At 52.1% G+C, this 21,048-nt stretch carries 18 protein-coding genes; 12 read left to right on the top strand and 6 right to left on the bottom strand.

Annotated elements, in window-relative coordinates; translation table 11 throughout:
- Window positions 1–170: 170 nt before the first annotated feature.
- From ABC383_RS23200 to ABC383_RS23190, 3 genes are all read left to right on the top strand, one after another.
- Complete coding sequence (locus ABC383_RS23200) at window positions 171–1,100, top strand: IS5 family transposase (protein ID WP_413017670.1); 930 nt, start codon at window positions 171–173, stop codon at window positions 1,098–1,100.
- Between the two features lie 523 nt (window positions 1,101–1,623).
- Window positions 1,624–2,070: a large conductance mechanosensitive channel protein MscL gene (mscL, locus tag ABC383_RS23195; protein WP_413017668.1), complete on the top strand. Its 447-nt coding sequence runs from the start codon at window positions 1,624–1,626 to the stop codon at window positions 2,068–2,070.
- 34 nt (window positions 2,071–2,104) lie between these two features.
- Complete coding sequence (locus ABC383_RS23190) at window positions 2,105–2,536, top strand: septal ring lytic transglycosylase RlpA family protein (RefSeq protein WP_413017666.1); 432 nt, start codon at window positions 2,105–2,107, stop codon at window positions 2,534–2,536.
- A 105-nt stretch (window positions 2,537–2,641) separates the two neighbouring features.
- Here ABC383_RS23190 and ABC383_RS23185 read toward each other — a convergent pair whose 3' ends face one another.
- Together ABC383_RS23185 and ABC383_RS23180 are read right to left on the bottom strand one after the other, a co-directional pair.
- Window positions 2,642–3,250, bottom strand: a complete 609-nt coding sequence (locus ABC383_RS23185; RefSeq protein WP_413017664.1) for a YybH family protein — start codon at window positions 3,248–3,250, stop codon at window positions 2,642–2,644.
- 86 nt (window positions 3,251–3,336) lie between these two features.
- Window positions 3,337–3,783, bottom strand: coding sequence for a DUF3597 domain-containing protein (locus ABC383_RS23180; protein WP_413018464.1), 447 nt, complete (start codon window positions 3,781–3,783; stop codon window positions 3,337–3,339).
- Window positions 3,784–4,140: 357 nt separating this feature from the next.
- Here ABC383_RS23180 and ABC383_RS23175 point away from each other — a divergent pair, with 357 nt between their 5' ends.
- Window positions 4,141–5,406, top strand: a complete 1,266-nt coding sequence (locus ABC383_RS23175) for an IS256 family transposase (RefSeq protein ID WP_413017646.1) — start codon at window positions 4,141–4,143, stop codon at window positions 5,404–5,406.
- Window positions 5,407–5,507: 101 nt separating this feature from the next.
- Here the strand turns inward: ABC383_RS23175 and ABC383_RS23170 are convergent, their stop codons facing one another.
- Entirely contained in the window at window positions 5,508–5,741 is a 234-nt protein-coding gene (locus ABC383_RS23170; RefSeq protein ID WP_413017662.1) for a transposase, read from the bottom strand.
- A gap of 288 nt (window positions 5,742–6,029) precedes the next feature.
- Here ABC383_RS23170 and ABC383_RS23165 point away from each other — a divergent pair, with 288 nt between their 5' ends.
- From ABC383_RS23165 to ABC383_RS23145, 5 genes are all read left to right on the top strand, one after another.
- Window positions 6,030–6,581, top strand: coding sequence for a heme NO-binding domain-containing protein (locus ABC383_RS23165; protein ID WP_413017660.1), 552 nt, complete (start codon window positions 6,030–6,032; stop codon window positions 6,579–6,581).
- Window positions 6,574–8,424 (top strand): putative bifunctional diguanylate cyclase/phosphodiesterase, encoded by a 1,851-nt coding sequence (locus ABC383_RS23160; RefSeq protein WP_413017658.1) that lies wholly within the window; start codon window positions 6,574–6,576, stop codon window positions 8,422–8,424. Before ABC383_RS23165 ends, ABC383_RS23160 begins: the two co-directional genes overlap by 8 nt.
- A gap of 917 nt (window positions 8,425–9,341) precedes the next feature.
- Window positions 9,342–10,145 carry an alpha/beta fold hydrolase gene (locus ABC383_RS23155; protein WP_413017656.1) on the top strand — a complete coding sequence of 268 codons (804 nt, stop codon included), beginning with the start codon at window positions 9,342–9,344 and terminating at the stop codon, window positions 10,143–10,145.
- Window positions 10,146–10,208: 63 nt separating this feature from the next.
- Window positions 10,209–11,735, top strand: a complete 1,527-nt coding sequence (locus ABC383_RS23150; RefSeq protein ID WP_413017654.1) for a hybrid sensor histidine kinase/response regulator — start codon at window positions 10,209–10,211, stop codon at window positions 11,733–11,735.
- Window positions 11,736–12,197: 462 nt separating this feature from the next.
- The gene (locus tag ABC383_RS23145) at window positions 12,198–13,463 is read left to right on the top strand and encodes an IS256 family transposase (RefSeq protein ID WP_413017646.1); all 1,266 of its coding nucleotides are present in this window, start codon (window positions 12,198–12,200) and stop codon (window positions 13,461–13,463) included.
- A 282-nt stretch (window positions 13,464–13,745) separates the two neighbouring features.
- Here ABC383_RS23145 and ABC383_RS23140 read toward each other — a convergent pair whose 3' ends face one another.
- Window positions 13,746–14,243 (bottom strand): YybH family protein, encoded by a 498-nt coding sequence (locus ABC383_RS23140; RefSeq protein ID WP_413017652.1) that lies wholly within the window; start codon window positions 14,241–14,243, stop codon window positions 13,746–13,748.
- 315 nt (window positions 14,244–14,558) lie between these two features.
- Between ABC383_RS23140 and ABC383_RS23135 the strand changes: the two genes are divergently transcribed.
- Both ABC383_RS23135 and ABC383_RS23130 read left to right on the top strand, forming a co-directional pair.
- On the top strand, window positions 14,559–16,487 hold the full coding sequence (locus ABC383_RS23135; protein WP_413018463.1) for a hybrid sensor histidine kinase/response regulator: 1,929 nt from the start codon (window positions 14,559–14,561) through the stop codon (window positions 16,485–16,487).
- A gap of 162 nt (window positions 16,488–16,649) precedes the next feature.
- On the top strand, window positions 16,650–17,123 hold the full coding sequence (locus ABC383_RS23130; RefSeq protein WP_413017650.1) for a response regulator: 474 nt from the start codon (window positions 16,650–16,652) through the stop codon (window positions 17,121–17,123).
- A gap of 153 nt (window positions 17,124–17,276) precedes the next feature.
- Here the strand turns inward: ABC383_RS23130 and ABC383_RS23125 are convergent, their stop codons facing one another.
- The gene (locus tag ABC383_RS23125; RefSeq protein WP_413017648.1) at window positions 17,277–17,579 is read right to left on the bottom strand and encodes a hypothetical protein; all 303 of its coding nucleotides are present in this window, start codon (window positions 17,577–17,579) and stop codon (window positions 17,277–17,279) included.
- 96 nt (window positions 17,580–17,675) lie between these two features.
- Window positions 17,676–18,941 carry an IS256 family transposase gene (locus tag ABC383_RS23120; RefSeq protein ID WP_413017646.1) on the bottom strand — a complete coding sequence of 422 codons (1,266 nt, stop codon included), beginning with the start codon at window positions 18,939–18,941 and terminating at the stop codon, window positions 17,676–17,678.
- A 442-nt stretch (window positions 18,942–19,383) separates the two neighbouring features.
- Here ABC383_RS23120 and ABC383_RS23115 point away from each other — a divergent pair, with 442 nt between their 5' ends.
- The gene (locus ABC383_RS23115; protein ID WP_413017644.1) at window positions 19,384–20,694 is read left to right on the top strand and encodes a cyclic di-GMP phosphodiesterase; all 1,311 of its coding nucleotides are present in this window, start codon (window positions 19,384–19,386) and stop codon (window positions 20,692–20,694) included.
- Window positions 20,695–21,048 lie beyond the last annotated feature (354 nt).

Below are 21,048 nucleotides of genomic sequence, written 5' to 3'. Positions count from 1 at the left end.
TGGATCATTCTTGCGAGCGAAAAGTTTGTCGTGGTTTGATGAGCGCATATGCGAGGCAGAATTTAGAATTGCCGCTGACAAGAAGCAGCTCGATCAGCTGGATGCGAAGGGGTTTGTTGCATAAATCAGGCAGCTCAGCGCAGGACTGAAGGCTCGGGTAGGCTGGGCGCATGAAACCCGTTCCTCAGAAATACCGAACGACGAATTGGAAGGCGTATAACGCAGCGCTGAAGGCACGCGGCTCGCTGCTCATCTGGCTCGATCCCGCCATGAACTGGCACGGCCAGGCAAGCGGTAAGCGTGGCCGCAGTCCGACCTTCAGTGACGAAGCCATTCAGTTCTGTCTGAGCATCAAGTGCCTGTTCAGTTTGCCGCTACGCCAGGCCATGGGGATGATGCAGAGCTTGCTGCAATTGGCAGGCCTCGACTGGCCTGTCCCCGACTACAGCACCGTGAGTCGGCGGCAAAAGACATTGCGCGTCGCCATTGAAGTCGTGCCGACCACGACCGGCCTGCACCTGCTGGTCGATAGCACCGGCATCAAGATGCTGGGCGAAGGCGAATGGAAGACCACGAAGCATGGCGCCGATTACCGCCGCCAATGGCGCAAGGTCCATCTCGGTATTGATGCGGTCACGCTCGAAATCCGAGCCATGGAAGTAACTGATAACAGCATCGGTGATGCGCCTATGCTGCCCAACCTGCTGGGCCAGATTCCTCCGGAAGAGCCCATTGTCAGTGTCAGCGGTGATGGCGCCTACGATACGAAACGCTGCCATGAAGTCATCGCTCTGCGTCAGGCCGATGCCATCATTCCGGCCCGGAAGAATGCCAAGCCATGGAAGATAAACCGGCTAGGTGCTGAAGTACGCAACGAGATTCTACGAGCGACCCGCCGGCTGGGGCGAACGATCTGGAAAAAATGGAGTGGCTACCACCGACGAAGTCTGGTGGAGACCAAAATGCGCTGCTTCAAGCTACTTGGAGAGCGCATCATGGCACGCGACTTTGATCATCAAGGCGCTGAATTGCAGGTCCGTGCCGCTGTGCTGAATCGCTTTACGCGACTCGGCACGCCTATTACGGTTGCTATGCCATAAATCCATCTATAGAAAGGCTAACTCGTCCTTCCGCAACAGAGCCGTTCCGAACTTTTCGGAGTGAGACACTGCGCGCTTCCACTGACAAGAGAAAATGTTGAGCCATGGACGTTTTAAATCCTAAATAATCACGTTTACATTGGCTCTCCGCATGTTTACTCAAGGAACTTTCTTCAAATAAACACAAAGAAAATGCCTGTTCCAGAAAAGCCCTGAATACTGTATAAATGCACAGTATTCAGGGCGCTTGTCTTTATTGCAGGTCAAAACAATGACTTTAGGTCTACCAAGAAAATATTGATAAAAAGAAAATTATCAATCCCTCTGTGTCCCGTTGCAAAAAGTAGTAAAGAAGGTAGATGATGAGCTTGGTCGCATGGCGAGGGCGGCTATCTCTCGGAATTATCTTGGCCGCTGTTGCTCTTCAGGCACAGCGGTTTTTTTCTAACGAACATTTGGAATAACATCGCCTGTACAATTGTCTCGCCGTACACGTTTCTTGAATCATTACAAAGGAGACACAATGAGTATGCTCCAAGAATTCAAAGCGTTTGCTGTAAAGGGCAATGTCGTTGATTTAGCCGTCGCAGTCATCATCGGTGCGGCATTTGGCAAAATCGTAGAATCGCTTGTTCAAGACGTGATTATGCCGATCGTTGGAAAAATCTTCGGCGGGCTAGACTTCTCGAACTACTATTTGCCGCTAAACAACCAAAGCATGCAGTTACCTTTGGCAGAAGCCAAGAAAGCAGGCGCTGTATTAGCTTATGGAAATTTCCTCACGATACTGATTAACTTTATCATTCTTGCATTCATAATTTTTATGATGGTTCGTATGGTCAATAAAGCAAGAACACTCACCTTGCGGAAAGAAGCATCAACCCCAGCAGAGGAAGCACCGCCTTCAGAAGACGTTTTGCTTTTACGCGAGATACGTGACGCTCTCAAGCAGCCAGGCACATTGCGGTAGCACCTCACCAATTGCTTTGTCACTGGAGGGCAGTATGAACCGTCAAATACTTTGTGTTATCGCGGTTAGTGCGCTGTTCGGCTTAGCGAATGGGGCTGTGGCACAGCCATCAGATGCTGCGTCCGAACAAAGGACAGCCATACCAAGTAGTTCTTCCGGGAAAATAACTTGGTACGGGAGCAGGTTTAATGGTCGAAAAACCGCTAGCGGCGAACGATTTAATGCGAACGCAATGACAATGGCTCATAAGACACTGCCCTTTGGAACCAAAGTCAGAGTTACAGACTTGAAGAACAATAAAAGCGTCGTTCTTAGGGTCAACGATCGCGGCCCCAGTTCTCCTGATCTAATAGGCGATGTGACCTCTTCTGAGGCACGAAAATTAGGAATGTCGCGTTCGGGAGTTATAGAAGCCAAGTTGGAAGTCGTCGGCAAAGCTCCGAAACGCGTTGGCAATAGATCCTGACTCGATGCCGAAAAATATCCCAATTGGCTTGACTACGCCAAAAGTGTCTTTGTCATTTCAAGCGGAAATACCATTGCTAGCAAATTGTCGAGCGCCTTTTTGGCACTATGGGATTGGCTGATCAGTATTAGACATATGGACTTTGATAAGCCATCGTCCATCTCGCTGACGCTCAAAGATGCGTAGCGTGTTTCCAGTTAAAGACTTAGCTGATCCATCGTCTTGGATCTTTAAAATTGACCTTCGGCAAGTTTGATAAGCCATCTTACCCTCTTTGTACCAATCAATCATCTCAAGTGCAGGGTTTTGGAAACCGTTCGAGAGCATTTTGTCCCAATACTGAACAATGGCCGTGCGTCCTTTTATTGATGGGCCGCCCTGGGGCAAAATAACGGCATCCGCCGTGTATATCGTCGCGAATGCGTGCGCATCTCGTTTTGTGTAAACGGCTAACCGACGACTATTTTCCCCTCCCATTTCGGCTTCAAGATTTTTCGCTGAAGCAGTAGTAAATACTCCATAGAAAACCACCATAATTGCTACAGCAAAAGTCTTTAAAATCCGTTGTTTTAAATTTGGCGTCCTCTTGAATTGCAAAGAAGAAGCCGCAACCCTTGTGGGGTGCGGCTCAAAGGAAAGATGCGCAGAAATAATGTGATCCAAAAACTGCATGAAAACGAGACGAATACCGTTAGAGCATGAAGTCGGGATCACTATCGTATCCTGCCAACTTTCTAATCAAAGTGCATTATTAATTTAAGATAAACACCGATTGCATCAACTTAAGAAATAACACAACTTCAGTCTTTGAGGTCTGCTGGCACTTTGCCACCATTTGCTGCAAGCTTGTTCATTACCTGACGATGAAGCCAAATATTCATTGCGGCCGAATCGTTGGAGTCTCCGTTATAACCAAGCTCGCTTGCAAGTTCCTTCCGAGCTTGCAAGCTACTGTCCAAACCTAAAAGTTTTAACAGGTCAACAATAGATGTACGCCAGTTGAGTGGTTGCCCATTTGATTGCGCCATGCCATTAAGTATTTTCTCAACATCAACTTCTGGCATGCTCTGTGTTGCTGATGGCGGTGAAGCAGTAGGTGATGCTGTGGGCGAGGCAGTAGGAGATCCTGGTGACGTATTGCTGTTGGCGGGTGTATCAGATGAGGTGGCGGGCGGGGCGTTTGTCTGCGTTAGCGCAGGATGGGAAGATGGAAAGATTTTGTGAAAGATATTGCCTAGTATGCCCATATATTTCCTCTGTTCAAAATAGCCGTAAATTGTGCGACTGGTAAAGAACTCCGGCGCACCTGTAGCCAGTCCATGAAGCAAAGCGAACGACATGAACGGCTATCAAATTGACAACTTTGAACGTCCAATGTTCCAAATTACGAATAGTTGATCAAATGTCCAGGCTAAAAAAGATGCCTTCAATAACATTCTTTGCAAAAACATGTTTAGAAGACAATGCATTGGTGTTCGTTTGATCGAGCTATAGTCAGAAGTGGTGTACGGGCTGATGCCTGAAGGCTGGAGGAAGGCGGTGGAAGTTTTTGTTGGAGAATTTGATTGTCTAGGTCAAATCAACCAACAGAGGAAACTCCCACCATGCGCAAGGATAAGCAAGACGCAACCATTGGTCTACCGGAAATTGGCATATCGCTGGACGAACTGGTGCGTCGCGGCGCGCGGCAAGTCATCCAGCAAGTGATTGAACTAGAGCTGGCAGCACTGCTGGAGCAGTACGCCAACGTGAGAACCTTGTCAGGCAAGCGAGCCGTTGTGCGCAATGGCTATCTGCCCGAGCGCGACGTGCTCACGGCAGCCGGGCCGGTGACGGTCAGGGTGCCGAAGGTGCGAGACCGCTCGGGAACGGGCGTAAAGTTCCATTCGACGGTGGTGCCTCCCTATATCAGGAAGTCGCCACGTGTATCGGCAGCACTGCCCTGGCTATACCTCAAAGGCATTTCGACCGGCGACATGAGCGAAGCGCTGTCGGTGCTGTTGGGCGAGGAAGCCAAAGGCCTGTCGGCCAACGTGGTCAGCCGCCTCAAAGCGCAGTGGTCGGACGAATGGCAGCAGTGGGACCGGCGGGATCTGTCCGCTGCCCGCTATGTGTACTGGTGGGCCGATGGCATCCATACCGGCGTCAGGAGCGAGGGCGGCGATGGGCAATGCCTGCTGGTGATTGTGGGCGTTACACCGGATGGCAAGAAGGAGCGCGTGGCCATTGCCGACGGCTTCCGGGAATCGACGGCGTCGTGGCGCGAGGTGCTCCTGGACTTGAAGGCGCGCGGTTTGCAAGCTGGGCCGCTGCTGGCAGTGGGCGATGGCGCCATGGGCTTTTGGGCCGCGCTGGAAAAGGTGTTTCCTGCCACACGGGCGCAGCGCTGCTGGTTCCATAAGCTGGGCAATGTGCTCAATGCGTTGCCGGCATCGCAGCAAGCCAGAGCCAAAGCGGCGATGCAAAACATCTTTATGGCAGCCACCAGGGCAGATGCCCTTGTCGCCTTCGAGAAGTTCGTGACGACCTATGGCGCGAAGTATCCGAAGGCCGCGGACAAGCTGACGCATGACAAGGCGAGTTTGCTGGCGTTTTATGACTTCCCGGCGGAGCATTGGCAGCATGTACGGACCACTAATCCGATCGAATCAACGTTTGCCACGGTGCGGCATCGAACCACGCGGGCGAGGAATTGCCTGTCGCGGGCTACGTTCCTGGGGCTGGCATTCAAACTGATGGAAGAGGCAGAAAAATCGTGGCGCCGGATTCGCGGCGCCGACCGAATTCAGCCATTACTGGACGGCGTGCCGTTCAAGGATGGTATCCCGGCGCCGGACAATCCGCCGGAACAACAGAAGCTCGCCGCCTGATGTTCCTTCTATCCTTCAGGCCAGTCGTACACGACATTTGACATTAGCTCACATTTTTTCGCCACCTACCGTAGGGGATGGCTCAATTTGTAGAGTTCATTTTATAAATGGCGGCGGAGCAGAATCATAGCGAGCGCAAGATAAACGAATGCGGTGTAACGCTCAGTGCATCGGTCCCAACGGGTAATCACTCTTTTGAATTTGTTGAGCCAGGCGAAGGTCCGCTCGATCTCCCACCGTCGTTTGTATCGACGCAGTGGGCGACCGTCCTGACTGGTGGGCTTGACCCGGTTCTTGCGGTGCGGTGCAATCAGTTCAATGCCACACTGTGCCAACTTTCGATCGAGTAAATCACTGAGGTCAGCTGAAAAAAGTGTATGCCAACGTTCGTAAAATTGAGGAACGGAGGCCTAGATGGATCGAGTACCGAGAGCGCCTTATACGAAAGAATTCCAGGGAGGCTGCATTTTAAATAAGGGCATTAAACCGACAAAATATTTATTGTGACCGACAGCGGTAATAATTTCCAATTTGCAATAAAATACCTGTTCTGTAGAGTCTGCGTAGTTGCTTTGCACTTTCGACTGCATGTCTGATTTCACAAATAAGGGTAGGGGAGCGTTATGAAGGGCGTAGTATTTCGAGAGTTCATCGATATGGTCGAAAGCAGTTTTTCACCAGAAATTGCGGACAGCATCATCGAATTGTCCGACCTGTCGACCGGGGGTGCCTATACATCGGTGGGCACCTATGACCATCGCGAAATTATTCAGCTCGTCAGCCGCCTGAGCGAGCGCACCGGAATCGCTGTGCCGGATCTGCTGCGCGCTTTCGGCAACCACCTGCTTGGACGCTTTGCCGCGCTCTATCCATCTCATTTTATTGGCCGCAACTCCACGTTTGACTTTCTCTCCATACTCGACAACAAGATCCACGTCGAAGTGAAGAAGCTGTACCCGGACGCTGAACTACCTGTATTCGACCACAGTTCGCCCGATCCTAACGTCATGGCGTTTGTTTATCGTTCGAAGCGACCATTCGCAGATCTCGCGGAGGGACTTATACGGGGCTGCATCGCGTACTTTAACGAAAATATTGATATGCAACGGGAAGATTACCCTTGCGAGGAAGGCGCTCATACCCGTTTCATGTTACGGAAAATGGTTAATGTCTGAGATTGAGCTTTACGAGCGACGGCTTGCCCGCGCGGTAAGTGCGCGCCAGCAGGCTGAAATGCTGCTCGAACAGAAAAGCCTAGCGCTTTACGAAGAGGCTCAGGAGCGTGAAATCGCGGTCGCAGCACTTCGGGAGAGCGAAGAGCGCTATCGCCTGCTTGTGCTGTTGTCACCGGAGGCAATACTCATCGCCACAGGCGGCGAAATCGTGTTCGCCAATCCCGCGGCGGGTCGTCTGTTCCTAAATTCCGATTCCGACGCCAGTTTGCTCCTGGGCCGCAGTATCGTCTCCCTAGTAGTACCAGGATATCGACAGGAGGTCCAGGAGGCAATGGACGCGCTCGCCCATGGACAGGCAGTTATCAGCGCAGAAGAGCAGGCTCTCAGGCTCGACGACAAAGCTGTCGACGTCGCTGTCACCCGGGTTGCATTTACTTACCGTGGCGCGCCGGCCGTCCAGATGGTCGCACGTGACATTTCCGAACGAAAACGCCTCGAAAAGCAGTTATTGGAGCAAGCGACTCACGACGCCTTGACAGGTTTACCCAATCGCAACCTTCTGAGTAAGCGCCTGGGTGAGGCCATTTCATATGCGAAACGGTATGCGCATTCCGTGTGGGTTGTTTTCATTGACCTCGATCGCTTTAAGTTCATCAATGACAGCTTGGGTCATAGCGCCGGTGACCTACTGCTGAGACACGTCGCCGGGTGCCTGACCGCAGCCACACGTGACAGCGATACCGTAGCGCGTCTGGGCGGTGATGAGTTCGTGCTGGTGATGCCCGACCGCGAACGTGACCGCATTCCAGCCAGTATGGTCAAGCGGCTTATGGACAGCCTGCTCGAGCCGGTCACCATTGATGGACGACACCTCTCCCTTACCTGCAGCATGGGGGTAACAGTGTTTCCGGCCGACAGTGACGCGCCTGACACCCTGATTGAAAAGGCCGATATCGCGATGTATCGCGCCAAGCTGCAAGGCCGTAACAACTGCCAGTTTTTCACAGCTGCCATGCAGGAAGAATTGCAGGAACGAGTACGCATCGAAACTGCGCTACGCACGGCACTGGAACGCAACGAATTCTTTTTGCACTACCAACCCCAGGTCGACGCGGTCAGCCACCGTGTTGTCGGCATCGAGACGCTATTACGGTGGTGCCATCCAGAACTTGGCCTTGTTATGCCGGACCGTTTCATTTCGCTTGCCGAGGAGACAGGACTCATCGTTCCGATCGGCGCATGGGTACTGCGTACCGCATGCTTGCAAGGCAGGGCCTGGCAAGATGCAGGTTTGCCTGAAGTGCGGATGGCGGTAAACCTGTCGCTGCGCCAGTTTACACAGGCAGATTTTGTTAGCTCGGTGGCGGCGGTGCTGAAAGAAAGCGGGCTGCCTGCCCATTGCCTGGAGCTTGAACTGACTGAAAGCCTAGTGATGGCTGACGTCGATGCGGCAGTCGAAAAACTCAAGATGCTCAAGACACTGGGTGTGCAGCTTTCGATCGACGATTTTGGCACCGGCTATTCCAGCCTGTCGTATCTCAAGCGCTTCCCCATTAACGAACTGAAAATTGATCGTACCTTTGTCCGGGACATCGCTGACGACCCTGACGACGCAGCGATCGTGCTAGCGATTATCTCGCTGGCCCACAACCTGAACCTGCGGGTAGTTGCAGAAGGTGTGGAAACGGTTGATCAGATCGCCTACCTTCAGTCGCACGGCTGCGACGAACTGCAAGGCTACTACTTCGGCCGGCCGTTGCCAGCAGGCGACTGCGTGAGGCTACTTCAACAGGAACATCTCGCAGGCGTTGCAGAAGATTACTTTTGCCCGGATCGACTTTAGGCAATGCTGAATAAGTAAACGCATCAAGGTAGTACCGATGAAGCCGAGCGGGAAAAAAACCGCAACATATTTGAAATCCGTACTCGGATGGAACATGTGATTGCCGTCGTCAAGCGGTGTCTGGTCCAAGGATGAGGTGAGGGAACAGCCTGTTACCTACCAATAAAGATTTGAACGTCTATCCATGTGAAAACAGAGCGTTATGCAGCTTCGGCCATGAACCGATAGCGGTTAAAGTATTGAACAACCAGCGCTCCATTGGCCGGCTGGCTGTGTTTTCGCTAATAAAGTCTTGAACAACCTGGCATAGTCCTATGTCTGCACGCGGCCAATACCGGTCGGTGGATTCCTTCACTTCAATGGCTGCAATGGATTTTGAAGCTGACGTTCGCATGGAATCAGCCAGTTTAAAAAGAGGGAGTGTCTATAAAAGCTAGGCCATATCACTCGCTTAGAGAAGAAATATGAATAATGCGAGCAATTCAGATGAAATAGGGATACTGCTAATTGCGAATATGATATCTATGACATTGAACAATCCAGTTGCCGAGGAAAGATTTTGGCTCTCTGCTGCGCGCTACATTGGAACGAAATTTTGGTATTAATCCGGAGGTGAATGTTGGTTTCTTGTCACCGGAATCCAAGGTTGCCTTTGACTTGCCCGCCTGTTTCGACGCATACATAGTTGCATCTGCTCGCGATAGCAGCAACGAAGATTTTCAGAATGGCCATACCTACCCAAAACCTTTAACTAGAAATGTTATATGTTGCTTATGATTGTCTACGCACTATACGAAATTCGAAGTGCTCCTCATCCTTGATCAACCGCTAAATACTGCCAAATGCTACTATGTGCCCGCAGTAAGTCTTTGAAAATTATGGTTTTTCGATAAAACATACTAATGGTGGAGAACCTGATGTCGGTCAAGCAGCGCAACAACGTGCAGATATGGGGTGACGGCCCCGCTACCATGATCTTGGCACACGGATTTGGTTGCGACCAGAGCATGTGGCGCTATCTGGCCCCTTCCTTTGAAGACCATTTCAAGATTATTACTTTTGATTTGGTAGGAAGTGGCGGCTCAGACCTTAAGGCATACGATCGATTGAAGTACGGCACATTGCATGGCTATGCCGATGATTTGCTTGAAATTATCAATAAATTTTCTGCAGGCCCTGTGGTTTTTGTTGGCCATTCGGTAAGCTCAATAATTGGCTTGCTCGCTACGGTCAAAGCCCCGGACCGCTTCATTGCCCAAGTCATGGTCAGTCCGTCACCGTGCTACATTAATGACGGGGACTATGTTGGTGGCTTTACTCGCCCGGAAATCGATGAAATCCTCGAAACCATGGAAAGTAATTACTTGGGCTGGTCAAGCAATATTGCCCCAGTGATTATGGGTGCTCCGCAGCAGCCTGAACTGAGTACGGAGTTGGCCAATAGTTTTTGCCGTAACGATCCTAGTATTGCCGAGCACTTTGCTCAAGTAACATTCTTGTCCGATCACCGATCCGATTTGCCAAAGTCAATTACACCGGCTTTGATCCTTCAATGTAGCGATGACGTCATCGCGCCGCGCGAGGTGGGAGAGTTTATGCACCGGCAAATGCCCCACAGTGTCTTGCGCATCATAAAAAACGTGGGACACTGCCCACACATGAGTGCTGCAGGCGACAGCTTTGATGCCATGCATGGATTTCTTTTACAGACTGTGCGGTAGCCCGTGGAAAGAGGAGGGGAGCTTCCCCCGGACAACATTCTATTTGAGCATGCTGCGTGTGGCTTGGCGGTAGCCAATACCGATGGCCTGTTGCTTCGTATCAATTTTACTTTATTGCGTTGGCTAGGGTACGAAGCCGCCGATCTGGTCGGGAAACGCAGAACGCAGGATTTGTTCAGCGTAGGGGCACGGGTGTTTCATCAGACACACTGTGTGCCTTTATTGCAAGTTCAAGGCTCGGTTGGGGAAGTGCAGATCGAAATGGTCCATCAGGACCGTCGCCGTATTCCGGTGCTGATGAACGTAGTGCGACGTAAGCATAACAACACCGTACTGGACGAGTTCGCATTTTTTGTCGCAAATGATCGCCGTTCCTATGAGCGAGAGTTGTTATTGGCACGCAAAGGTGCTGAAAATGAACTGACTGCGCGTTTGACCGCGGAACACAAGCTTCGCGAAATGAATGAGCAGCTCAAGCTGGCTGACCGGCGCAAGGATGAGTTCTTGGCCACGCTGGCACATGAATTACGCAATCCATTAGCGCCGATGCGTAATGTGCTGGAGATTTTTAAACTTCATGCTGGGAATGAATCAAGCCGATCCTGGGCACTAAGCGTGCTTGATCGCCAGCTACATCAACTCACGCATCTGGTTGATGACTTGATGGATGTTTCCCGTATTACGCAGGGACGAATGGAGTTGAGACGACAGGCAGTTGACCTCCGCACTATTCTTGGCGTGGCATCGGAAGACGTGCGTGGCATGATGGAGGCTGCATTCCATACATTCAAAGTGGATCTGCCGGACGATGCATTGATGGTCCATGTCGACCCGACACGGATCACGCAAGTCATTGTCAACTTGCTGACTAATGCAGCGAAATATACACCGGAAGGTGGGCAGATTGTGCTTCGGGTAAAACAAGAGAAAGCTGAAGCTGTCGTGTCGGTATCTGATACGGGAATTGGTATTCCCGAAGAGTCGCTTGCTACGGTATTCGACATGTTTTCTCAATTGTCACCCGCTCTGGAGCGTTCCCAGGGTGGCTTGGGAATCGGTTTGGCGTTGGTACGTGGTTTGGTGCAGCTTCACGGTGGCTCCGTCAGTGTGACAAGTCAAGGAGTCGGAAAAGGCAGTGAATTTATTGTCCGGCTTCCGCTTACTGAAGCTGCAACACAGGCTGATTCTCCCAAGCTCTCTAATACAGGTGCCCAGCCATTTCGTATCTTAGTCATCGACGACAACATAGACTCTGCCGAAAGCATGACAATGGCATTAGAGCTACTTGGCTACGAAGCACAAGCAGCACACGATGGACACACTGGCTTACAGTCGGTAGAACGGTTGAAGCCCAACGTCATCTTGCTGGATATCGGCCTCCCTGACCTAAATGGCTATGAAGTAGCCCGACGCATCCGTTCTTTGCTGCTTGGAAAAGATGTGTTTCTCATTGCAGCCACTGGTTGGGGACAGGAGGCTGACAAGCAACTTGCTTTAGACGCTGGCTTTGATTGCCACTTGACCAAGCCCGTTGACTTCCACAAGCTGCAGGAGCTTCTTGTACAGCACCTTGGGCAGGGGCGAAGGTGATACGCCAGTCTTTTTTATAGCAAGGAAAATAAACTGTTTGGTGGAGAGGTGCAGCGATAGGACTGCCGGAGCGATAAATTACCGATGAGATTTTTTGTCCTTCCAGCATTCAGAATGCTTGAATTACAAGCCTAGAGACTAGCAGTATGCGAGAAATCTTCCCGTTCACTCTTAAAGCGCTTATATTGAAGAGGCATGGTATGCCATGGTGGTCGCACAGTGCACGGGATTAGTCGGCGAGTGCCCGTCATGAAAAACCCTGACAACCGGCAGCAGGCATCCTCCGGGAGCTCCTTAACCTGCGTGGCCGGCGCTCAAATTAAGTAGCTAGGCTGCTCTTGTAGAGCTATAGTCAGAAGTGGTGTACGGGCTGATGCCTGAAGGCTGGAGGAAGGCGGTGGAAGTTTTTGTTGGAGAATTTGATTGTCTAGGTCAAATCAACCAACAGAGGAAACTCCCACCATGCGCAAGGATAAGCAAGACGCAACCATTGGTCTACCGGAAATTGGCATATCGCTGGACGAACTGGTGCGTCGCGGCGCGCGGCAAGTCATCCAGCAAGTGATTGAACTAGAGCTGGCAGCACTGCTGGAGCAGTACGCCAACGTGAGAACCTTGTCAGGCAAGCGAGCCGTTGTGCGCAATGGCTATCTGCCCGAGCGCGACGTGCTCACGGCAGCCGGGCCGGTGACGGTCAGGGTGCCGAAGGTGCGAGACCGCTCGGGAACGGGCGTAAAGTTCCATTCGACGGTGGTGCCTCCCTATATCAGGAAGTCGCCACGTGTATCGGCAGCACTGCCCTGGCTATACCTCAAAGGCATTTCGACCGGCGACATGAGCGAAGCGCTGTCGGTGCTGTTGGGCGAGGAAGCCAAAGGCCTGTCGGCCAACGTGGTCAGCCGCCTCAAAGCGCAGTGGTCGGACGAATGGCAGCAGTGGGACCGGCGGGATCTGTCCGCTGCCCGCTATGTGTACTGGTGGGCCGATGGCATCCATACCGGCGTCAGGAGCGAGGGCGGCGATGGGCAATGCCTGCTGGTGATTGTGGGCGTTACACCGGATGGCAAGAAGGAGCGCGTGGCCATTGCCGACGGCTTCCGGGAATCGACGGCGTCGTGGCGCGAGGTGCTCCTGGACTTGAAGGCGCGCGGTTTGCAAGCTGGGCCGCTGCTGGCAGTGGGCGATGGCGCCATGGGCTTTTGGGCCGCGCTGGAAAAGGTGTTTCCTGCCACACGGGCGCAGCGCTGCTGGTTCCATAAGCTGGGCAATGTGCTCAATGCGTTGCCGGCATCGCAGCAAGCCAGAGCCAAAGCGGCGATGCAAAACATCTTTATGGCAGCCACCAGGGCAGATGCCCTTGTCGCCTTCGAGAAGTTCGTGACGACCTATGGCGCGAAGTATCCGAAGGCCGCGGACAAGCTGACGCATGACAAGGCGAGTTTGCTGGCGTTTTATGACTTCCCGGCGGAGCATTGGCAGCATGTACGGACCACTAATCCGATCGAATCAACGTTTGCCACGGTGCGGCATCGAACCACGCGGGCGAGGAATTGCCTGTCGCGGGCTACGTTCCTGGGGCTGGCATTCAAACTGATGGAAGAGGCAGAAAAATCGTGGCGCCGGATTCGCGGCGCCGACCGAATTCAGCCATTACTGGACGGCGTGCCGTTCAAGGATGGTATCCCGGCGCCGGACAATCCGCCGGAACAACAGAAGCTCGCCGCCTGATGTTCCTTCTATCCTTCAGGCCAGTCGTACACGACATTTGACATTAGCTCGCTCTTGTAACCGGCGTAGCGCTGCTAACTTAAATCAAGTGCTGGACTGAACCAGAAGCTTACTGCTCTGCAGCTGTGCTGTTTTGCTCGTACCTTATAGCAATGCACTTTGTCACCGGACGAACGGTGATTGCGGCAAGGATGGGGATTCCATCACGTAGTCCATATAGCAGACCACAACGAATCGGTCATTTTCCAAAGCTACACATGCACTCGAGCCGAAGATAACGTTTCAGCGTTGTAAGATCGATGCGCTGCTGGACCGATTTGTGATTGCAGCCTCATCATTATTGGACATTTGCACTTTGATGAGCCAACGGCCATCTTGTTGACGTTCGAAAATACGAAGTGTATGGCCGGTAATTTTTTGGATCACGCCGTTTTCCTTTGGCTGCAGTACAGACCATCGACAAGTTTGGTAGGCTATTTTTCCTTCTTGACGCAAATTTATAATTTCAAGTGCAGGATTCAAAAATCCTTTCTTCAGCATCTCGAACCAGAACTGAACAATTGCCGTGCGTCCTTCAATTGAAGGATTGCCCTGGGCAATCAAAATGGCATCCGGAGCATACATTGGGCCGAATGCCTGCGCATCTTGGCTTTTATAAACTGCCAACCAACGTGCGTTTTCAGCTTCCATTTGCGCAACGAACTCGTCTGCTAGAAGAGGGGGACACGTCCCGTAAGCGAGCATGAGCATTATGGCAACATTTTTTAGAGGTTTCTTCATTTTCGATTCCCTTTAACAGTTAGACCAATGTCCCTCAGGAAGCGGTTCCTTATAAATTAACCAATGTTTTAGTTTTGCTAAACTGCCAAGCTACGCAAAACTGGTCGGATCAATGCCAGTCTGCTTGTTGCGTTATTCCACAATAAGTGAATAACGGAACTAGCCTCTGGCAAAGCTCTCGCCACAGCAACTGAATGACATCCAGGCTAATGCTGTGATAAGCGTTTGTTTCAAGACAGGTCGCCTTTCGATTTTCCCTTGTATATAGAGCAAACAGGTTAAGATTTGGCAACCATTTTTGCAACAAAGAAACATATGCACGATACGTTTGATACCGCCATTTTTGGGACTACGACCTTAGAGCACTTCCGTCACTTTTTAACCAGCGTTGCAGACTACGCGATTTACATGCTCTCTCCTGAGGGCATTGTCAGCAGTTGGAATATTGGGGCACAGCGCTTCAAAGGCTATGCTCCCGAAGAAATCATAGGGCAGCACTTCTCACGGTTTTACACCGAAGAAGACCGGGCATCCGGCAAGCCATGCAGAGCACTCAAGACTGCGCTGGAGCAGGGAAAATACGAAGAAGAAGGCTGGCGCATACGTAAAGACGGCACCCCATTCTGGGCCAGCGTGGTCATTGACCCCGTGCGGGATACGCAAGGAAAGTTGCTCGGCTTCGCAAAAATTACCCGGGATATCACTGAGCGTCGCCAAGCTCAAGAAGCGCTGCGTGCCAGCGAAGAACAATTTCGCTTGCTCGTGCAAGGCGTGACCGATTATGCAATTTACATGTTGTCTCCCACAGGGCACATAACCAACTGGAACCTCGGTGCCGAGCGTATCAAAGGGTATACCCGGGAAGAGGTGATCGGTACGCACTTTTCTAGGTTCTACGCTCAAGAAGATCAGGCCAGCGGGCTACCAGGCCAGGCACTAGCAAAGGCCGCTCAGGACGGACGCTTTGAAATGGAAGGCTGGCGCATTCGCAAAGATGGCACTCGGTTCTGGGCAAACGTCGTCATTGACGCCATCTACGACGACTCTGGCACACTCGTTGGTTTTGCTAAGATTACCCGCGACATTACTGAGCGTAAGGAAGCAACAGAGGCGCTCGAGCAAGCTAGGCAGACTCTGTTGCAATCTCAGAAGTTGGAAGCTATTGGCAAGCTAACCGGCGGCGTTGCGCACGACTTTAACAACCTGCTGGCTGTTATGGTCAGTGGACTGGAACGCCTATCGGCTCACCCGCACAGTCCTCCTAATCCTAAAGTCTTGGAGAGTATGCAGCGTGCCGCGGACAGGGCGGCCACCCTAACCCAGCAACTACTAACGTTTGCACGGCAGCAACCAATGAAACAGGAGCCCCACAATCTGAACCAAGTCATCGAAAGCTTCGTTGCTGTGTTGCGGCGGGTTGGTGACAACACGATTCACTTTGATATACGGCTCGCTCATGATCTCGGCGTCGTCATGGTCGATGCAGTGCAGTTCGAGACCGCTTTACTGAACCTAGTGACGAATGCTCGCCATGCAATGCCTTGTGGTGGCACGATCACCTTGCGCACTGAAGAGGTAGAAATTTCTAACGGGCAAGTAGAGGCGCTCCCAGCCGGGCGGTTTGTCCGGGTTACGGTACAAGATACAGGGAATGGAATGGCCCTAGAGGTTGTCGCCAGGGCAGTAGAGCCGTTCTTCACGACCAAGCCAGTGGGCAAAGGCACGGGACTCGGCCTAAGCCAGGTCTATGGATTTGCCCAGCAGTCGCACGGTGGGATGACACTTTATAGCGAGGTTGGAAAAGGCACCACCATTGCGCTTTACTTACCGGTGGTTGCGGTGCCCGACAATGAAGGGGATCTTTTATACGGAGTCCGGTCAGCGAATAAGACGGCACTTGTTGTCGATCAAGAGTGTGATGCACTGAGGCGTGCAGTCTCGCTTATTGAAGAGATGGGCTATGAGGTTCTCGAAGCGAGCAGCGGCGCGGAGGCGCTCGAAATCATTAGGCACATGCCCAATATTTCCGTCTTATTCACCGAAGTGGCCATGCCAAGCATGAGTGGCATCAAGTTGGGGCTGGAAGTGCGCCGGCTAATACGGGATGTTCACATCGTCTTAGTTTCAAGTCACCCAAACGATGCATTGTCGCGCTCGGAAAATGAAGACGGGTATAACTTTCCTGTAATTTACAAGCCTTATCGAATGGGCGACATCGCCAAGCAACTTCGGCTTGCAGGATAAGTCTTATTTTAGGGGTTGATATAGACCCCGTGTTCAAAGCTACCGCGGTTCTGGACGGATTGCCTATGCACAGTGTTACATTTTTTCCACCAAGAATTTCTACTTGGAAATCCTGTATGGTTTTGCTATTGTCAAAATGTCGACCAGCGAACTAAGAGAATAATGCCATCCCTGATCATGTCTGCTCCTTTTTCTAATGCTGCGCCGAAGTCCGCGCCTCTGAAAAAAATACAACTTAGCGAATCGAGCGGCTCGCTAGAGCGCGGCAGTGATACGAACACATTCAAGTGTTTGCTTGTCGACGACAATGTTGATCTTTTGGAAATGACCGCAGACCTGTTCCGCGATGCGGGGTTTGAGGTATTTACCGCCGTCAGCGGCAAGGAAGCATTGCAAATACTAAAGTCGAATCCAAGTATCGATGCGGTATTAACTGACGTCGTCATGCCAGGAATGAGTGGGCTCGAATTGGGCCATGAGGTGCGCAAGCACTATCCTTCTATTTCGGTAATACTGGTTTCGGGATACCCCAATCCTGCGAGTGTGGCAGGACATGGTAGCGTGCATCACTTTCCCTTCGTACAAAAGCCGTACCGTACGGACCAGGTCATTAGGCTTCTGATTAAAACGAACTAAAATGCTGGTCACAACTTTGATTGCAATTAATGGAGTGCCGGCGTCCACCGGAGATGAGCGTCTAGCATCTGCAAGTTATGACAATTTCGCTTTTGTGCCAGCTTCACGCAAGGCAGACTTGGTGTCGAGCTTTTGAGAAGCCGCCGGCGGCTTTTATCTGGTAGCGATTCTTGGCTTATCGAGGCATACTTTCACCGCATCAAAGCCAACCTCAACTAATTGACCTTCCAGCAACAAGGTTTCTATTTGACCAGCGACACTCCGAAACGCATTCAACATGGCCTCAAGGTCCGGCGATGGAAGCATGACTAAAGCTGCTTGCATACTGGTGTTGCCAATTACTTTTGTTCGGGGCGCTCGGTTTGCCAACCTTTTACTTATCGCGTAAAAAGCGTCAACCATCTTTTCGGGCGTTATCCTGTCCATAAAGCCGTAGCCTTTGTTCAATGACGTCATGGTACCTCCAGCGGAGTAATCATTACAGAGAAGGCTGTATGGAAGGGAGCTAATGTCAAATGTCGTGTACGACTGGCCTGAAGGATAGAAGGAACATCAGGCGGCGAGCTTCTGTTGTTCCGGCGGATTGTCCGGCGCCGGGATACCATCCTTGAACGGCACGCCGTCCAGTAATGGCTGAATTCGGTCGGCGCCGCGAATCCGGCGCCACGATTTTTCTGCCTCTTCCATCAGTTTGAATGCCAGCCCCAGGAACGTAGCCCGCGACAGGCAATTCCTCGCCCGCGTGGTTCGATGCCGCACCGTGGCAAACGTTGATTCGATCGGATTAGTGGTCCGTACATGCTGCCAATGCTCCGCCGGGAAGTCATAAAACGCCAGCAAACTCGCCTTGTCATGCGTCAGCTTGTCCGCGGCCTTCGGATACTTCGCGCCATAGGTCGTCACGAACTTCTCGAAGGCGACAAGGGCATCTGCCCTGGTGGCTGCCATAAAGATGTTTTGCATCGCCGCTTTGGCTCTGGCTTGCTGCGATGCCGGCAACGCATTGAGCACATTGCCCAGCTTATGGAACCAGCAGCGCTGCGCCCGTGTGGCAGGAAACACCTTTTCCAGCGCGGCCCAAAAGCCCATGGCGCCATCGCCCACTGCCAGCAGCGGCCCAGCTTGCAAACCGCGCGCCTTCAAGTCCAGGAGCACCTCGCGCCACGACGCCGTCGATTCCCGGAAGCCGTCGGCAATGGCCACGCGCTCCTTCTTGCCATCCGGTGTAACGCCCACAATCACCAGCAGGCATTGCCCATCGCCGCCCTCGCTCCTGACGCCGGTATGGATGCCATCGGCCCACCAGTACACATAGCGGGCAGCGGACAGATCCCGCCGGTCCCACTGCTGCCATTCGTCCGACCACTGCGCTTTGAGGCGGCTGACCACGTTGGCCGACAGGCCTTTGGCTTCCTCGCCCAACAGCACCGACAGCGCTTCGCTCATGTCGCCGGTCGAAATGCCTTTGAGGTATAGCCAGGGCAGTGCTGCCGATACACGTGGCGACTTCCTGATATAGGGAGGCACCACCGTCGAATGGAACTTTACGCCCGTTCCCGAGCGGTCTCGCACCTTCGGCACCCTGACCGTCACCGGCCCGGCTGCCGTGAGCACGTCGCGCTCGGGCAGATAGCCATTGCGCACAACGGCTCGCTTGCCTGACAAGGTTCTCACGTTGGCGTACTGCTCCAGCAGTGCTGCCAGCTCTAGTTCAATCACTTGCTGGATGACTTGCCGCGCGCCGCGACGCACCAGTTCGTCCAGCGATATGCCAATTTCCGGTAGACCAATGGTTGCGTCTTGCTTATCCTTGCGCATGGTGGGAGTTTCCTCTGTTGGTTGATTTGACCTAGACAATCAAATTCTCCAACAAAAACTTCCACCGCCTTCCTCCAGCCTTCAGGCATCAGCCCGTACACCACTTCTGACTATAGCTCTATGGAAGGAAAGCTGTTCTATTGTAATAGCCCAATACAAAAGCAAGAAATGATCTGCGTAATGACTCACTAAGCCATCAAATCAAACAAGTTAATCACGGCAGGTTAATCATGGCAGGATACGTACAGTAAAAATATCAGAAAAACTTGTTGTATCCTGAAATCAAATTCAGTACGATATTGCATTTATGCAATAAATCGCAGGTTTGGAAATGAACTCCTCATCTACATAGATCTATAGTTAAGCATACAAGCACCCATGGACCTCTTCTCGCCATAAGAGCATAGTAAATTGCAACTCGATAAGTCAGGAATTCCCTACCGTGCTCAAGCAAATTGATACGACTGAGCTGCAGCCAGGGATGTATATCGCCAAAATCAGTGAAAGCTGGTTTGAGTCACCATTCTGGCGATCGGCATTTTTGTTATCCAATGAACAGGACATCCATACCCTGTTGGAACACGGTTTTACCACCGTATGGATTGACACGAGTAAGGGAATCGATGTTGAACCAGGCGTCACGCGGTTCTCAACTGGTGCTGAAGCAGGGCTGGAAAATGGCGCCTTAAATGCAGACAGCACCATTAGTACGGCTGAGTCGCCTCCAACGACGATACCCTCTGAAAGCAAGAGTCGGGCAGAATCCTATGGCTTTGGCGATCCGCGGCCGGTTGCGCCAGACGAGCCACGGCCAGCACCGCTAGATACCGAACGGGCGCGCGCCGCCGCTATTTGCGGCAAGGCAAGACGTGCGATGGTGGCTATGTTTCAGGAATTACGCATGGGCCGAGCGGTCGATGCGCACACCATGCTGCCGGTTGTCGATGAGATTTCCCAGTCAGTGTTGCGAAATTCCGATGCGCTTATCGGCTTGGTGCGTCTTAAGACGAAAAACGACTATACCTACATGCATTCGGTAGCTGTTTGCGCGCTGATGGTAGCTCTGGCTCGCCAACTAGGCATGCCCGAGGATGTGGTGCGGGAGGCTGGTTTAGCTGGCTTGCTTCATGACATTGGCAAGATGGCGGTGCCGAACGACATTCTGGACAAGCCAAGCTCCCTTACTGACGATGAGTTCCGCATCATCAAGTCGCACCCGACGTCTGGCCACCGGATTCTAATGCAGGGGCAGGGGGTACCTGACGCCGCTCTTGACGTGGTCTTGCATCACCATGAAAAAATAGATGGCTCCGGCTATCCGCATGGCTTGGCTAACGAACAGATCAGCCGCTTGGCGCGCATGGGTGCGGTCTGCGATGTCTACGATGCACTTACGTCGAACAGGCCGTACAAGGAGGGATGGTGTCCGAACAAGGCAATCCGCCAGATGGCAGGCTGGAAAGGTCACTTCGACTCAGTGATTTTCCAAGCGTTCGTCAAGAGCGTGGGGATTTATCCTGTTGGCACACTGGTACGTTTGGAATCCGGCCGCCTTGCCGTCGTTATGCAGCAAGGGCGGACTTCCCTTCTGCAGCCGCAAGTCAAGGTCTTCTTTTCGACGAAGGCAATGACACATATTGCGCCCGAGATAGTTGACCTCGCAACACCACATGCGCGCGACAAAATTGTTGAGTGGGAAAACCCGGATAAGTGGAAATTTAAAAATCTCGATCAGATGTGGGTGCATGGCTGAAACTGATAAAAAATCGCAGTATCCTGAGCAGCCCATGAAGGAGAAATACCAATGCGGCTTCTAACACCCTTCTGCAATTTTATATAGCACTGTCCGATGCGGAATATTTAGAAAGACCTAACTGGGCTGCTGACATTTCTTAACAGGCGAAAGAATGGCACCTCAGCCGTTCCACGATGTGCGTCCGAGAAGACGCAATTACGAACGTTTACGCTGTTCGAAGCCATGCCGGCTGCTGTGCTTAACAAACTTAAGAAGATTCTACGTACCGGCACCGGTGCCGCATTAGTGAATGACTGCATTTCGTCTGCATAGCAGTCATCGAAACAATTTCGATGACTGGCTGGTTTGGGT

Origin of the sequence: Noviherbaspirillum phoenicis, assembly GCF_047237965.1 — a bacterium.
Taxonomy (GTDB): Bacteria; Pseudomonadota; Gammaproteobacteria; order Burkholderiales; family Burkholderiaceae_D; genus Noviherbaspirillum_A.
The sequence above is the reverse complement of the archived record's forward strand: the minus strand, read 5'-3'. Positions and strand labels throughout refer to the sequence as shown.

Excerpts from the sequence above, each read along its gene's own strand:
- ABC383_RS23200 (WP_413017670.1), top strand. The coding sequence starts at position 171 with ATGAAACCCGTTCCTCAGAAATACCGAACGACGAATTGGAAGGCGTAT.
- mscL (WP_413017668.1), top strand. The coding sequence starts at position 1,624 with ATGAGTATGCTCCAAGAATTCAAAGCGTTTGCTGTAAAGGGCAATGTC.
- ABC383_RS23190 (WP_413017666.1), top strand. The coding sequence starts at position 2,105 with ATGAACCGTCAAATACTTTGTGTTATCGCGGTTAGTGCGCTGTTCGGC.
- ABC383_RS23180 (WP_413018464.1), bottom strand. The coding sequence starts at position 3,783 with ATGGGCATACTAGGCAATATCTTTCACAAAATCTTTCCATCTTCCCAT.
- ABC383_RS23175 (WP_413017646.1), top strand. The coding sequence starts at position 4,141 with ATGCGCAAGGATAAGCAAGACGCAACCATTGGTCTACCGGAAATTGGC.
- ABC383_RS23165 (WP_413017660.1), top strand. The coding sequence starts at position 6,030 with ATGAAGGGCGTAGTATTTCGAGAGTTCATCGATATGGTCGAAAGCAGT.
- ABC383_RS23160 (WP_413017658.1), top strand. The coding sequence starts at position 6,574 with ATGTCTGAGATTGAGCTTTACGAGCGACGGCTTGCCCGCGCGGTAAGT.
- ABC383_RS23155 (WP_413017656.1), top strand. The coding sequence starts at position 9,342 with ATGTCGGTCAAGCAGCGCAACAACGTGCAGATATGGGGTGACGGCCCC.
- ABC383_RS23145 (WP_413017646.1), top strand. The coding sequence starts at position 12,198 with ATGCGCAAGGATAAGCAAGACGCAACCATTGGTCTACCGGAAATTGGC.
- ABC383_RS23140 (WP_413017652.1), bottom strand. The coding sequence starts at position 14,243 with ATGAAGAAACCTCTAAAAAATGTTGCCATAATGCTCATGCTCGCTTAC.
- ABC383_RS23135 (WP_413018463.1), top strand. The coding sequence starts at position 14,559 with ATGCACGATACGTTTGATACCGCCATTTTTGGGACTACGACCTTAGAG.
- ABC383_RS23130 (WP_413017650.1), top strand. The coding sequence starts at position 16,650 with ATGCCATCCCTGATCATGTCTGCTCCTTTTTCTAATGCTGCGCCGAAG.
- ABC383_RS23125 (WP_413017648.1), bottom strand. The coding sequence starts at position 17,579 with ATGACGTCATTGAACAAAGGCTACGGCTTTATGGACAGGATAACGCCC.
- ABC383_RS23120 (WP_413017646.1), bottom strand. The coding sequence starts at position 18,941 with ATGCGCAAGGATAAGCAAGACGCAACCATTGGTCTACCGGAAATTGGC.